Origin of the sequence: Paenibacillus oralis (assembly GCF_003863965.1) — a bacterium.
Classification (GTDB): Bacteria; Bacillota; Bacilli; order Paenibacillales; family Paenibacillaceae; genus Fontibacillus; species Fontibacillus oralis.
The window spans coordinates 5107700-5120503 of sequence record NZ_RRCN01000001.1 but is presented as its reverse complement, the minus strand read 5'-3'; the positions used below and the strand labels follow the sequence as shown (position 1 = coordinate 5120503).

The following is a 12804-nucleotide window of genomic DNA, read 5'->3' as shown; positions in this document are numbered from 1 at the left end:
TGTTTAATTAAAAATTTAATATCCCTCCCCCGGTTTTGTCAAGCGAACATCTTTTAATCTAAACTTGGATTCGCGGATTTAATCCCGCGTTGACATTTGGTATACTTAGGCTGTGATGATTTATCCCATAAAGGAGCGGAAATATGGGCTACTGTGCCGATCATGGGCTGACCACCAAAAAGAATATTTTGAACGCAACGCTGGAGCTCATTAAAACGGAAGGTGCCGATCAAGTTACGCTGCGCAAAATTACCGCGGCCGCCAACGTCAACCTGGCGCTGGTCAACTATTATTTTGGTTCAAAGGACAAGTTGATTAACGAGGCGCTGAAAATGCTGCTCACCTCGTTTCAAGACAACTTTACCGTGCTTGACGATACCAGCCTGGATCCCAAGGACCGATTGAAAGCGTTTATGCTTCAATATGTCGACTACATTTCCCAGTATCCCGGGCTGCTTCAGGAGGTCCTCGGCAAAGGAAACATTACGTTTGAAACCAGCCAGGAGTTCCGCAGTTTCTTAAAGACGACCGGATTCAGCAAAATCAGATATACGATGGAGGAAATTACCGGGGAGACGAATCCGGAAATTCTTGATATCATGATGCTGCAAATCAACGCCGCCGTGTTGTTTCCGATCATCATGATGCGGCATATCAAACATATCGCCGGCGATCCCGACCGCAATGCGGTCGAGCGGCAGGTTGATATACTTTTCAAGCATTATTTTGCCAGATATTGCGCAGAGGGCGTGTCGAATCAAGACCGGGAGAACGCCGATTTATAGCGGTTTTTGCGCTTTCCCGAGAAATAATTTCCCGCATGGTTCAAGCAAAAAAGATTGCTTTGCCGGCAACTGCCGCAAAGCAATCTTTTTCTCTTATCCCTACTCTTCCTGATGCCCTAAATAATCCTCGATCATTTTCTGCTTCAATTCCCAGGCTTCCTGGCTTAAGCTGATGCGGTAGATTTCCGGGTTCAGCTTGCGCAAATATTCCGGCCAAAACAGGCTTAGCTGCGCTTTATGATATTCCCGGATCTCGTCCAGCGCCGGCAACTCGTAAACCTGATCGCCTTCTTCGAAAATCGGCTGCAGCATCGAAACGGCCTCGAAGTTTTTCACCGTTTTCTTGATATACGGATGCACGGGGTCGAACAACCTCAGGTTGCCGCCGCTTCGAGCCTGCTGCTCATGCGGAAAACAAACGTAATCGGCAATCGCCTTGCCGCTTTCTTTGCTGATGATGCGCAGCACATCTTTTTTGCCGGGGGTGGTCACTTTTTCCGGATTGCCGGAAATTTTGATCGTCGGCTCCATCCGGACTCCGGTTTCCCGCTCCACCAGCTTGTACACACCGCCGAGCGCCGGTTGATCAGCCGCGGTAATCAGCTGCGTGCCAACGCCCCAAATATCGATTTTCGCCCCTTGGGCTTTCAGGTTGAAGATCGTATTTTCGTCCAGATCGTTGGAAGCGACGATTTTCACGTAAGGCAAGCCGGCTTCGTCAAGCATTTTGCGCGCCTGGATCGATAAATACGCCAAATCGCCGCTGTCCAGCCGGATGCTGCTCAGCCGTTTCCCCTGCGCTTCGAGCATTTTGGCGGTTTCGATGGCATGCGGAACCCCGCTTTTTAACGTATCGAACGTATCAACCAGCAGTGACACCTGATCGGGCAGCGCTTTGGCGTACCGTTCAAACGCCTCTTGCTCGGAATCGAAAATTTGCACCCATGAATGCGCATGCGTTCCTTTGGTCGGAATGCCGAAAATTTCCCCGGCCAGCAAATTCGAGGTGGCGTCGAAACCGGAAATGTAAGCGGCCCGCGCGCCCCAAATAGCGGCATCCGCTTCCTGCGCCCGGCGGGTCCCGAACTCCAGCAGCACGTCATTTTCCGCCACCCGCTTCACCCGCGAAGCTTTCGTGGCGATCAGCGTCTGAAAGTTCATGAAGTTAAGCATCGCCGTTTCCACGAGCTGCGTCTCCATAATCGTCCCTTCCACGCGGATCAAAGGTTCGTTCGGAAAGCAAAGCGCGCCCTCCTTCATCGACAGCAGCGTGCCGCGAAATTGGAAATTACGCAAAAGCTCCAGAAATTCAGGCTTATAGTTTTCCTCCTGCTTCGCCAAATAGTTCAGGTCCTGCTCGGTAAAACGCAAATTGCGGATATACTCCACGATCCGTTCGAGGCCCGCAAACACCGCGTACCCGTTGCCGAAAGGCAGCTTGCGGAAATAGGCTTCGAACACCGTTTTTCTCTGATGCGTTCCGTTCATCCAATGGGCGTAAATCATGTTGATCTGGTATTTATCGGTATGCAGCGCTAACCCTGCGGTTGGCATATCTCTCATCCTCTCTAGCTGTGAATTACGTTCGCTCCCAAACTGCTGCGGAAGTGGCCGAGTGCCCAGGTGTGGCCCTCCGGATTAAAGCTGGCTACCGCATCTTCATATACGGTAATGTTAAATCCTTTATTATAAGCGTCCACCGCTGTGTGAAGCACGCAGATATCGGTGCAGACCCCGATCAAGTGAACTTCCCGAATGCCGCGCTCCCGCAGCTTCAGCTCCAGATCGGTCCCGCAAAAAGCGCTGTATCTCGTTTTGTCCATCCAATAAATCCGCTCCGCATTCCGCTGATGCACTTCCGCCAATCGGCCGTACAGCTTGCGTCCTTCCGTATCCCGGAGATTATGGGGCGGGAACAGCTTCGTTTCCGGATGCCACGGGTCTCCTTGTTCATGCAGGTCAACGGCCATCACGACAAAATCCCCCCTGCCCGCAAACTCCTCCGTGAGCCGGCAAACCGCCGGCTCGATCGCCACCGCCGGATCTCCGACCGGCAGACTTCCATCCACAAAATCGTTGGTATAATCGATCACGATCAAAGCTTTCATCGTCGCTTCCCCTCTCCTATTTGATTTCACACCGGGTGAAGGATTTATGTAAAATTAAAGCTTAAGTTACGTGTAAATCGACAGCTGCGGCGTATAATCGGTAAACCGGTACAATTGCGCGGGCCGCTGCGAGTACTGGTTGGACAACATCGGCTTACCGCTTTCATCGCGCACTTCCTCCAGAATCCCCTGCCGGCTGCGCGTCGAAGTGATTTTACGGATGAAATTCAGCTCCGCAAAATCCGGAACGACCGTTTGAATGACTTGATACAATTCGCCCAGCGTAAAATGGGGAGGGAGAAACTGTTTGGCGATCGTCGTCTGCAGCATTTGCTGCTGGATTCTTTTGTAGGCGTCCTGCAAAATTTCACGGTGGTCAAACGCCAGCTGCAGCTCCTCCAGCGCTTCGCGTACGGTGAACAGGCCCACCTCCTGGGCATCGTCGGCGGATTGGCGTTTTTCCAAAACCCATTCCTCCACCAGCGCAAAAAAAGCATGGGAGATGATCCAGCCCCGCGGATCCCGCCCCGGCGTGCTGTATACGCCCAAATACTCCAAATGCGACCCGTCGACCCCTGTCTCTTCCTTCAGCTCTCTTCGCGCCGTTTCATACAAGGATTCGTCCTCCTGCGAAAAGCCCCCGGGCAGCGCCCAGGCTCCGGCAAAAGGCCAACTGCGGCGCTTGATCAGCATCACCTTGAGATCGAAACGGGGCAGCGATTTCGTCGATGCTTTCCGCTCCTGTCTCGTCAGCGTAAACATCACGATATCGGCGGGAATACCGTCCGGAGTGCGATATTTCTTAACCTCATTAATTGGTCTTTCCTGCCCTTCTTTTTCATTCATCCCGTATCACCATCCCCTTATTTGGGCAGCCGGAACGTCGCTGTCGAAATGCAGCCAAGCGTTCCTTCTCCATCCCGAACCTCGGAACGGAGCGTCATCGTCCGATAGGTCTCATGCAGCGGAAACGCCGAAACGACAAGCTCGCCGATCCGCATCGGGCTCAGGAAGTTGACGTTCAGATGGGTCGTGACTCCCAAACGTCCTTTGACGGTGGCCGCCAACATGCCCATCGCCTGGTCCATCATCGAAGATAACACGCCCCCGTGCACAATCCCCATCGCATTCAAATGCGAGGTTCCCGCCGTTAAGCCCAGCTCCACGCGGCTTGTGTCCGCCGAAATAAGCCGCAGCCCCAAAAGCCCCCAGAACGACTGCTCATCCAGATGCATAATTTCCTCACTCCAGCTCATGGATTTCCTATCACTCTCTCTATATATAATATTCCGAAGATACTTCCGTTCAATCAGGCCAAACGCGCTTTCTATTCAAAAAAGTGCGGAGGAACATGCCTCCGCACCGCCATTACTCAGCCTATTCCCCGTATCCCGAAGCCGCGGCAGGTTCGCTGCCCGACTCTACGTTTACCTTGCCCGCCACCGTATCGCGGATCACCGAAACGACCAGCTGGAGCAGGTAGTTTATATCGCTTTGGCTTTGCTGAAACTCCGTCACCAGCGGAATTTCGTCGAGTTCGTCCTGAAGCGCCGCGATCTCTTGTTCGATCTTCTCGACCATCACCTTGTTTTGGAACGTCTCGAAAGCGACGATTTCTTTTTGCTTCTTCTTGATCGCGCTGATCAGCGTCTGCACCCGCTCGTGCGCCTGAATGAGCTTTTCGGCCTTTTTGAACTGCTCTACCTCCTCGCTTGTTCCGATCAACTCGGCCAGTTCTTTCGCTTTGGCCATAATGTCTCCGCGGATCACCAGATCCCGGGAGTCATATTTCGGAATTCCGCAATCGGTATGCTCGGTATGCTGCTCCACCTTTGATTACCTCCTAACCGTTCTCGGGGACTTATGCCATCTTGGCGGTTTGCGATACGAGGACCCCTTTGGTAAACCATGTCATCGGGTCCGTAATTTCCACATCGACGAAATTGCCGATCAGTTCCGGGCCGCCTTCGAAATGGACGAGCTTGTTGCCGCGGGTGCGGCCGGACAGCATGTTCGGGTTGTTTTTGCTTTCGCCTTCCACAAGCACTTCCACGATTTGGCCGCGCAGTCCGTCGTTGCTGCGCCGGCTGTATTCGTTTACGGTGTCGTTCAGCCGCGCCAGCCGCTGTTTCTTCACTTCGAGCGGCACGTTGTCTTCCATGACGGCCGCCGGCGTTCCTTCCCGCGGCGAATATACAAACGTATACGCGGAGTCGTAGCCGACCTCGCGCACAAGCGACAACGTCTCCTGGAATTGCTCCTCCGTTTCGCCCGGGAAGCCGACGATAATATCCGTCGTCAGCACGGCGTTCGGAATCTTCGCCTTAATTTTGCGAACGAGCTCAAGATAATGCTCCCGCGAATATTTCCGGCTCATTTTCTTCAGGACTTCGCTGCTCCCCGATTGAACCGGCAAATGAATATGCTCGGCCAGGTTGCCGCCTTTGGCCAGCACATCGATCAGCGCGTCATCGAAATCGCGCGGATGCGACGTCGTGAAGCGAACGCGCGGAATATCGATTTTGCGGATATCGTCCATTAAATCGGCAAACGTATACTTGATGTCGGTAAAGTCCTTGCCGTAAGCGTTGACGTTCTGACCGAGCAAGGTCACCTCACTATATCCTTGCCGCGCCAGCTCGCGCACCTCGGCGATCACATCCTCCGGACGGCGGCTGCGCTCCTTGCCGCGCGTAAACGGCACGATGCAATAGGTGCAGAACTTGTCGCAGCCGTACATGATGTTGACCCATGCGCGCATGCCCTCGCGTTTTTTCGGCAGATTTTCGATGATGTCGCCTTCTTTGGACCAAACCTCGACGACCATTTCCTTGCTGAACAACGCTTCCTGAATGAGATGCGGCAAACGGTGTATATTATGGGTACCGAAAATCATATCGACGAAACCGTGCTTATGCAGGATGCGGTTGACGACGCCTTCCTCCTGCGACATGCAGCCGCAGACGCCCAGCAGCAGATCGGGCTTCTCCGTCTTTAATCCCTTAAGATGGCCCAGCTCGCCGAACACTTTATCCTCGGCGTTCTCGCGGATCGCGCAGGTATTCAGGAGGATAATGTCAGCTTCCTTGCGCTCCTCGGTAGACGTGTATCCCATTTGCTCCAGCAATCCCTTGATCGTTTCGGTGTCGTGTTCATTCATTTGGCAGCCAAACGTGTAAACAATGTATCGCTTGCCTGTGCCGAGGCCCTTCAGCTCCTCCGGAACGGCATTTTCGTACAGCACTTGAACGTTTTCTTTCCCGCGCTGCTTCTCCATCCGGTGATTCGGTTCGGATAAAATCTGAATATCTCTACCGCGGATTCTGATTTTCTTTCCCCGTTCATCCTCCGAAATGACCCGGGCGTCCGAAAAGTCAAAATACTTCGAGTAATCCTTCGTTTCTTTAGCCATGTTACCCGCTCACTCCTTCAATCTATCTATTTGCGGTCCCAATGGACGATTCTTCATATCTAGAAAAATGCATTACACTAAATTATAGCATGGTTCCTCTCCGATATCCAGAAGAAGACCCGTTCCATAGTAGAACGGGCCTTCCCTTCAGACAATTCAATTTAGAACCCTTTATATTGAGGCTCTTCGCTTTCCAGCTGCGTTACGCGGCTTTCCACTTGAGTCACGATTTGCTGCGTTTGTTTAGCGGCATCCGTGAACAGGTTTTTGGCTTGTTGGTTTTGCGTGTTCAGTGCAAATTGCTCTAGGTTGGCCTGAGCGCTTTTCAAAGAAGCCAGCGTCGTTTTGACTTGTGCTGCCACCGTCATGTTATTCACCACCTTTTGAAATACAATATCATTGAGACACAGCATAATTTTGCCTGCTCAAACCCTCTTCATGCGGCTTTTCCTTTTCCATATTTTGTATTTAGTAAAAGTGGTTTAGCTCGCGCATAATGGGGTTAGTTCAACCCGATTTTTGTCAAAAGCGTTAAGCCGAAAGGAGTATCCGCATGCCGGTATGGCTGGAAGTCATAGTTAGAACACTGGTGGCTGTCGTCGTTTTATATTTGCTTACTCGGTTGCTTGGAAAAAGGCAGGTTTCCCAGCTTTCCTTTTTCGAATATATCACCGGAATCACCATCGGCAGTATCACAGCCTACATCTCCCTGGATATCGACACGAACTGGTATTTGGGGCTTGTTGCCGTAACCGTTTGGTTTCTCGTCTCCCTTGGCATCGAGTTTCTGCAGATCAAGAGCAAAAAGGCCAGGGATTTGATCGACAGCAAAGGCACCGTTTTGATCAAAGACGGCAAGGTGATGGAGGATAATTTAAAAAGAGAAAGGATCAGCAACGAAGAATTGATGGCGCAGCTGCGCAAAAAGAACATTTTCAAAGTCGCGGAGGTCGAATTCGCGGTTATTGAACCCGACGGTGAAATCAACGCGCTGCCTAAAAAGGAATACCTGCCGCTGACCCCATCCGATCTGGGCATCAAAGTTTCCCCCGAACCCGAACCGCAAACGGTCATCATCGACGGGAAAATTATGGATGAGCCGCTCGCCACGATGGGGCTGAACCGGCACTGGCTGAACACCGAACTGGAAAAGCTCGGCGTGTCGCTGGACAATGTCAATCTGGGGCAGGTCGATGGATACGGCCAATTTTACGCCGATTTGTACGACGACCAGCTTATCGTTCCACAGCCGCAGGAAAAGGCGGTTTTGCTGGCGGAACTCAAAAAATGCGAAGCCGATCTGGAGATGTTTGCCCTTTCGTCGGAGGAGGACGAAGCCAAAAAACTGTACGGCGACTGCTCGAACCGCCTGCAAAAGGTTATCGAAGGCGTCAAGCCGCTCTTATCATCGTAAACGAAGGAGGTATGGAACATGGCCAAGAAACAAAACAAAAAGCTGACGCCAACGCAGCAGCAATACCAGCGGCTGGCCAATTCGCATGAACCGAAACGCCCGGTAGCCCTCAACTGCGTGCGGGCGTTTCTGGTCGGCGGGCTGATTTGCCTGCTTGGCGAATGCATCCGCCAGGCTTTTATTCATTTTGCCGGAATGAGCGAAAAAGAGGCGGCGAGCCCCACGACGGCCGTTCTCGTTATTTTGTCCGTCCTGCTGACGAGCCTTGGCGTCTACGACAAGATCGCCCAATGGGCGGGGGCCGGCACGGCCGTACCTGTGACCGGTTTTGCTAACTCAATGGCTTCGAGCGCCATTGAACACCGCCCCGAGGGACTGGTGCTTGGTGTCGGCGCCGGGATGTTCCAGCTGGCCGGTTCGGTCGTCGTGTTCGGCACGGTAGCGGCGTTTATTATCGGGATCATTTACGCCATCTTCGTTCCGGGCTACGCCGGAGGAGGTCATTAACATGCTGAAAGGACATCAAAGCTGGGTATTTGAGAACAAACCGAAAATCATCAGCACCGCCACCGTCGTCGGCCCGTTCGAAGGCCAAGGGCCGCTCGCGGAGGATTTCGACATCATCCACGCCGATTTGTATTTGGGTCAGGACAGCTGGGAAAAAGCCGAAAAAACGCTGATGGAGGAATCGGCCAAGCTGGCGATCGAAAATGCCGGCTTAACGAAAGAGCAGATTTCGTTCCATTTCGGCGGCGATTTGATGAACCAGATCATCAGCACCAGCTTTGCCGCCCGGACGTTAAGCATCCCGTATGTCGGCATGTTTGGGGCATGCTCCACCTCGATGGAAAGCCTGGCGCTCGCTTCCTTTGTCGTAAACGCGGGGGGCGCCAAATATGCGCTGGCCGGTACGTGCAGCCATAACGCCAGCGTCGAGAAGCAATTCCGTTATCCTACGGAGTACGGTTCGCAAAAGCCGCCAACGGCGCAATTTACCGTCACCGGGTCCGGTTCGGCCGTGCTGTCGCTGGAGGGAACAGGACCGTCGGTGACGGCCGCCACCATTGGCAAAGTGATCGACATGGGCATTACCGATCCGTTAAATATGGGGGCGGCGATGGCGCCGGCGGCTGTCGATACGATTCAGGCGCATCTGCGGGATTTGGAGATCACCCCCTCCTACTACGACCTGATTGTCACGGGCGACCTGTCCAAGGTCGGTTATGCGATCGCCAACGATCTGTTTAACCGCCATAACGTACCCATTCAGGACACTACGTATAAAGACTGCGGGATGATGATATACGATTACGAAAAGCAGCAGGTGCAAGCGGGGGCCAGCGGATGCGCATGCTCGGCCGTCGTGACCTATGGGCACCTGCTGAACAAAGTGAAACGCGGAGAACTGAGCCGGATTCTTGTCGTCGCCACCGGCGCGCTGCTCTCCCCGCTCTCCTACCAGCAAGGAGAAAGCGTTCCCTGCATCGCTCACGCCGTTGCGATTGAACGTTCCGAAAGCTAAACCTATAGTAAAACGTCAAGGGCTTGCTTCCGGCGCATCTTCTGCCGGGAGCAAGCCCTTCCCATACGTGTTTATCTATGATCTTATCATAAGTATCGCAAACCGATTAGTCGATGATCTCCGCCGTATCTCCCGTTTTGGCGCCGGCCGCGTTCGCTTCATCGGTATCGATATGCATGTCGAGCGCAAAGTTGTCCGAAACGCGGGCGATCACATTTTCGAACACCAAACCGCGTTCCCCGCCCAAGCGGACTTTCAGCAGTTGCTTATCTTTAATGCCCCATTTCTCCGCATCCGAGGTATGGAAGTGAATATGGCGAGCGGCGACAATGACACCCTTGTCCAATTCGATTTCACCGGCCGGCCCTTTGACTTTGATGCCGGGCGTGCCTTCGATGTTGCCCGATTCGCGAACCGGAGCTTTCACGCCGATCGCGAAGGAATCCGTGCGGGAAATTTCCAGTTGGGATGCCGGACGGGCAGGTCCCAAAATACGGACTTTGTCGAATTGCCCTTTTGGTCCGATCACGGCCACCTGTTCATTGGCGGCAAATTGTCCCGGTTGGGATAACGGTTTGAATTCGGTCAATTGATAACCTTGGCCAAACAGAATTTCGATGTGCTCCTGGGTTAAGTGGATATGACGTGCAGAAACGCCGACTGGTACTGCTTTACTCATCTTTGCAAACACTCCTCGTATATTCTCTATATCGATAACGATTCACATCGTTACCCATTATACACCTATTGCGTACAAAAAGGAAAAGACGTCCATCAAAAAAGGACGCCTTTCGAAATATTATCTAAATTCTGCTACAAGATTGTCAAACTCTGATTCCGATAAAGCAAGCTGTTGATAAGCAAGCGGCTCTTGTTTGAAACCGTGAACCAGATTTTCGTAGCTCTTCTTCTCTTTGTTCTGATAAATCAGGCCGGTAATCATGCTGCCCGTTTCCATCAGCTTCGCCATCGCCATTGCCCGGTTCGCCGGATCGTAATCCGGAATCGTATCGAGGTTGATGATGTTTTCCTTAAACCAGTCGTACGTGTTCACCTTATTAAAGGTGACGCACGGGCTGAACACGTTAATCAGTGAAAAGCCTTCATGTTGGATGCCCTGCTCGATCAGCGATGTCAGCTGCTTCAAATCGCTGGAGAAGGACTGAGCGACAAACGTTGCGCCCGACGCCAGAGCGATTTCCAGCGGGGACAAGGTCGATTCCACCGACCCTTCGGGCGTGCTCTTGGTCTTGAAGCCTTCGCCGCTGCGCGGGGAGGTTTGCCCTTTCGTCAATCCGTAAATCTGGTTATCCATAACGACATACGTGATGTTGATGTTGCGGCGGATCGCATGCACCGTGTGTCCCATCCCGATGGCGAAGCCGTCGCCGTCGCCGCCGGAAGCGATCACGGTGAGGTCGCGGTTGGCCAATTTAACGCCCTGCGCAATCGGAAGGGCGCGGCCATGAATCCCATGCAGGCCGTAGGCGTTGATATAACCGGAGATCCGTCCGGAGCAGCCGATCCCGGAAATGACGGCCAAGTTCTCGGGCTCCAGGCCTACATTCGCAGCGGCGCGCTGGATCGCGGCTTGAATGGAGAAATCCCCGCATCCCGGACACCAGTTTGGTTTAATGTTGTTGCGGAATTCCTTAAAGGTTGCCATTTTTCACCAACTCCTCCTGCGCTTTGTTTCCGGCCGCCTTCTTGCATTCTTCATAAACATCCGAAGGAAGGAACGGATTTCCGTCATATTTCAGCACATTCGCGATTTTGCCGTGATGGCCGGCATGCAGTTTGATCAGATTGGCCAGCTGCCCTGTTGCATTGTTTTCCAAAACGACGACTTTTTTCGCTGTGGCTACTTGCGGCAGCACCAGCTCCGTCGGGAAAGGATGCATCAGGCGAACCGTCATGTGATTCGTTTTGATGCCGTCAGCTTCAAGCTGTTTACGCGCCTGTTCGATCGTACCGCCGGTCGAACCCATGCCGACGATAAGAAGATCCGGTTCGGCGTGCGGGGCCTCTAGGTGAATCGGGTCGTTCACTTCCAACTTCGCCAGCTTGCGCAGCCGCTTCTCCATCATCTTTTTCCGGTTGACCGTACTTTCCGACGGACGTCCCGCCTCGTCGTGCTCTACCCCGGTCACATGGTGGATGCCGTTTTTCTCGCCGGGCAGAACCCGCGGCGAAATACCGTTTTCGGTAAAGGCGTACCGGTTAAACATGCTCGAATCTTCGCGGTCCGGAATATCCTTGACAAGATAGCCGCGGTCGATCGTAATTTTGTCGAAATCCAGCATTTCGCAGGACTGTTTGCCGAGCGACAGCTGCAGGTCCGTAGCCAAAATGACGGGCACTTGATATTTGTCGGCCAGGTTAAATGCCTGAACCGTATCGTAGAAGCACTCCTCTATGGAGCTTGGCGCAAGCACGATTTTCGGAATTTCGCCGTGCGTGCCGTAAATCAGCGCGTTGATATCGCTTTGCTCCTGCTTCGTCGGCAGGCCCGTGCTTGGACCGCCGCGCTGCGTATCAACGATGACGACCGGCGTTTCCGTCATGCCGGCGAGGCCGATCGCTTCCATCATGAGAGACAAGCCCGGTCCGGCCGAAGCCGTCATCGTACGAACGCCTCCATAGCTGGCGCCGATCGCCATCGTAATGGCCGCGATTTCGTCCTCCGTCTGAATGACGGTGCCGCCGAATTTCGGCAATTTTTTGATTAAATATTCCATGATTTCGGAAGCTGGCGTAATCGGGTACGCGCTCATGATCCGGCATCCTGCAGCTACGGCGCCGAGGCCGATCGCATCGTTGCCGATCATGAACAGCTTCTGTTTGCCGTCGGCCGGCTCCAGCTTAAATTCCTCCAAAGGACCGCCGGCCAGCTCCAAACAATAGTCCGCGCCCCGCTTGACCGCTTCGATATTTTTTTCGACAATGGCTGGACCTTTGCGCCCGAACTCTTCCTCTACGGCTTTATTGAACACCTCAAGCGGAAGTCCGAGCAGCGCCCAGGATGCGCCGGAGGCCACCATATTTTTCATCAGCGAAGTTCCCAGTTCTTCGGCAATGCTCGAAATCGGAACCGGAAACAATCTGGCATTCACACCTTCGGGAACGGTAGGATTAAATTTGGCATCGGCTACGATAACCCCGCCGCCGCGCAGTTCTTTGGCATTCAGATCGATACTTTCCTGGTCAAAAGCGACTAAGATGTCCAAGTCGTCGGAAATCGCACGAATCGGCTTGGTACTGATCCGGATTTTGTTGTTTGTATGTCCGCCTTTGATACGGGATGAAAAGTGCCGGTACCCATACAAGTAATAACCCAGCCGGTTTAAGGCCGTCGAAAAAATCCGGTCCGTACTTTCAACCCCTTCGCCTTGCTGTCCACCGATCTTCCAAGACAATTGACTAATCAAGATCGCCCACCCCTTTAATCGTATCGCAATGCAAACTAAGATTATAAATAATTCCTCTAGAATGTAGACGTGTGAGAACTCACTATCAGCCTCACACTTTGTGAACATTCTGTTTCAGAGTCATGTCAATTTTAT

At 53.0% G+C, this 12804-nt stretch carries 14 protein-coding genes; 4 read left to right on the top strand and 10 right to left on the bottom strand.

Annotation, left to right across the window (positions count from 1 at the left end; genetic code table 11):
• The first annotated feature begins 143 nt into the window (after window positions 1-143).
• On the top strand, window positions 144-785 hold the full coding sequence (locus EHV15_RS22860) for a TetR/AcrR family transcriptional regulator (RefSeq protein ID WP_128633252.1): 642 nt from the start codon (window positions 144-146) through the stop codon (window positions 783-785).
• A gap of 99 nt (window positions 786-884) precedes the next feature.
• Here EHV15_RS22860 and EHV15_RS22855 read toward each other — a convergent pair whose 3' ends face one another.
• The 7 genes from EHV15_RS22855 to EHV15_RS22825 form a co-directional block, all read right to left on the bottom strand.
• A complete protein-coding gene (locus tag EHV15_RS22855) occupies window positions 885-2339 on the bottom strand; it encodes a nicotinate phosphoribosyltransferase (protein WP_128633251.1) in 1455 nt (484 codons plus the stop codon).
• Window positions 2340-2353: 14 nt separating this feature from the next.
• Entirely contained in the window at window positions 2354-2893 is a 540-nt protein-coding gene (locus EHV15_RS22850; protein ID WP_128633250.1) for a cysteine hydrolase family protein, read from the bottom strand.
• A gap of 66 nt (window positions 2894-2959) precedes the next feature.
• On the bottom strand, window positions 2960-3739 hold the full coding sequence (locus EHV15_RS22845; protein ID WP_128633249.1) for an NUDIX domain-containing protein: 780 nt from the start codon (window positions 3737-3739) through the stop codon (window positions 2960-2962).
• 17 nt (window positions 3740-3756) lie between these two features.
• A complete protein-coding gene (locus EHV15_RS22840; RefSeq protein WP_128633248.1) occupies window positions 3757-4149 on the bottom strand; it encodes a PaaI family thioesterase in 393 nt (130 codons plus the stop codon).
• A 121-nt stretch (window positions 4150-4270) separates the two neighbouring features.
• Window positions 4271-4723, bottom strand: a complete 453-nt coding sequence (locus EHV15_RS22835) for a YlbF/YmcA family competence regulator (RefSeq protein ID WP_246061742.1) — start codon at window positions 4721-4723, stop codon at window positions 4271-4273.
• 31 nt (window positions 4724-4754) lie between these two features.
• A complete protein-coding gene (gene miaB / locus EHV15_RS22830) occupies window positions 4755-6305 on the bottom strand; it encodes a tRNA (N6-isopentenyl adenosine(37)-C2)-methylthiotransferase MiaB (RefSeq protein ID WP_128633247.1) in 1551 nt (516 codons plus the stop codon).
• 161 nt (window positions 6306-6466) lie between these two features.
• Window positions 6467-6673, bottom strand: a complete 207-nt coding sequence (locus tag EHV15_RS22825) for a DUF1657 domain-containing protein (RefSeq protein WP_128633246.1) — start codon at window positions 6671-6673, stop codon at window positions 6467-6469.
• Between the two features lie 185 nt (window positions 6674-6858).
• Here EHV15_RS22825 and EHV15_RS22820 point away from each other — a divergent pair, with 185 nt between their 5' ends.
• Genes EHV15_RS22820 through spoVAD form a run of 3 tightly spaced genes read left to right on the top strand, consistent with a single transcriptional unit; the run spans window position 6859 to window position 9241 of the window.
• Window positions 6859-7719, top strand: a complete 861-nt coding sequence (locus tag EHV15_RS22820; protein WP_128633245.1) for a DUF421 domain-containing protein — start codon at window positions 6859-6861, stop codon at window positions 7717-7719.
• 18 nt (window positions 7720-7737) lie between these two features.
• Complete coding sequence (gene spoVAC, locus EHV15_RS22815; protein WP_128633244.1) at window positions 7738-8226, top strand: stage V sporulation protein AC; 489 nt, start codon at window positions 7738-7740, stop codon at window positions 8224-8226.
• Between the two features lies 1 nt (window position 8227).
• Window positions 8228-9241 (top strand): stage V sporulation protein AD, encoded by a 1014-nt coding sequence (spoVAD, locus tag EHV15_RS22810; protein ID WP_128633243.1) that lies wholly within the window; start codon window positions 8228-8230, stop codon window positions 9239-9241.
• 106 nt (window positions 9242-9347) lie between these two features.
• Here spoVAD and pduL read toward each other — a convergent pair whose 3' ends face one another.
• The 3 genes from pduL to EHV15_RS22795 form a co-directional block, all read right to left on the bottom strand.
• Window positions 9348-9920: a phosphate propanoyltransferase gene (pduL, locus tag EHV15_RS22805; RefSeq protein ID WP_128633242.1), complete on the bottom strand. Its 573-nt coding sequence runs from the start codon at window positions 9918-9920 to the stop codon at window positions 9348-9350.
• A gap of 120 nt (window positions 9921-10040) precedes the next feature.
• The gene (locus EHV15_RS22800; protein ID WP_128633241.1) at window positions 10041-10907 is read right to left on the bottom strand and encodes a 2-oxoacid:ferredoxin oxidoreductase subunit beta; all 867 of its coding nucleotides are present in this window, start codon (window positions 10905-10907) and stop codon (window positions 10041-10043) included.
• Window positions 10894-12669, bottom strand: a complete 1776-nt coding sequence (locus EHV15_RS22795) for a 2-oxoacid:acceptor oxidoreductase subunit alpha (protein WP_128633240.1) — start codon at window positions 12667-12669, stop codon at window positions 10894-10896. Before EHV15_RS22795 ends, EHV15_RS22800 begins: the two co-directional genes overlap by 14 nt.
• Window positions 12670-12804 lie beyond the last annotated feature (135 nt).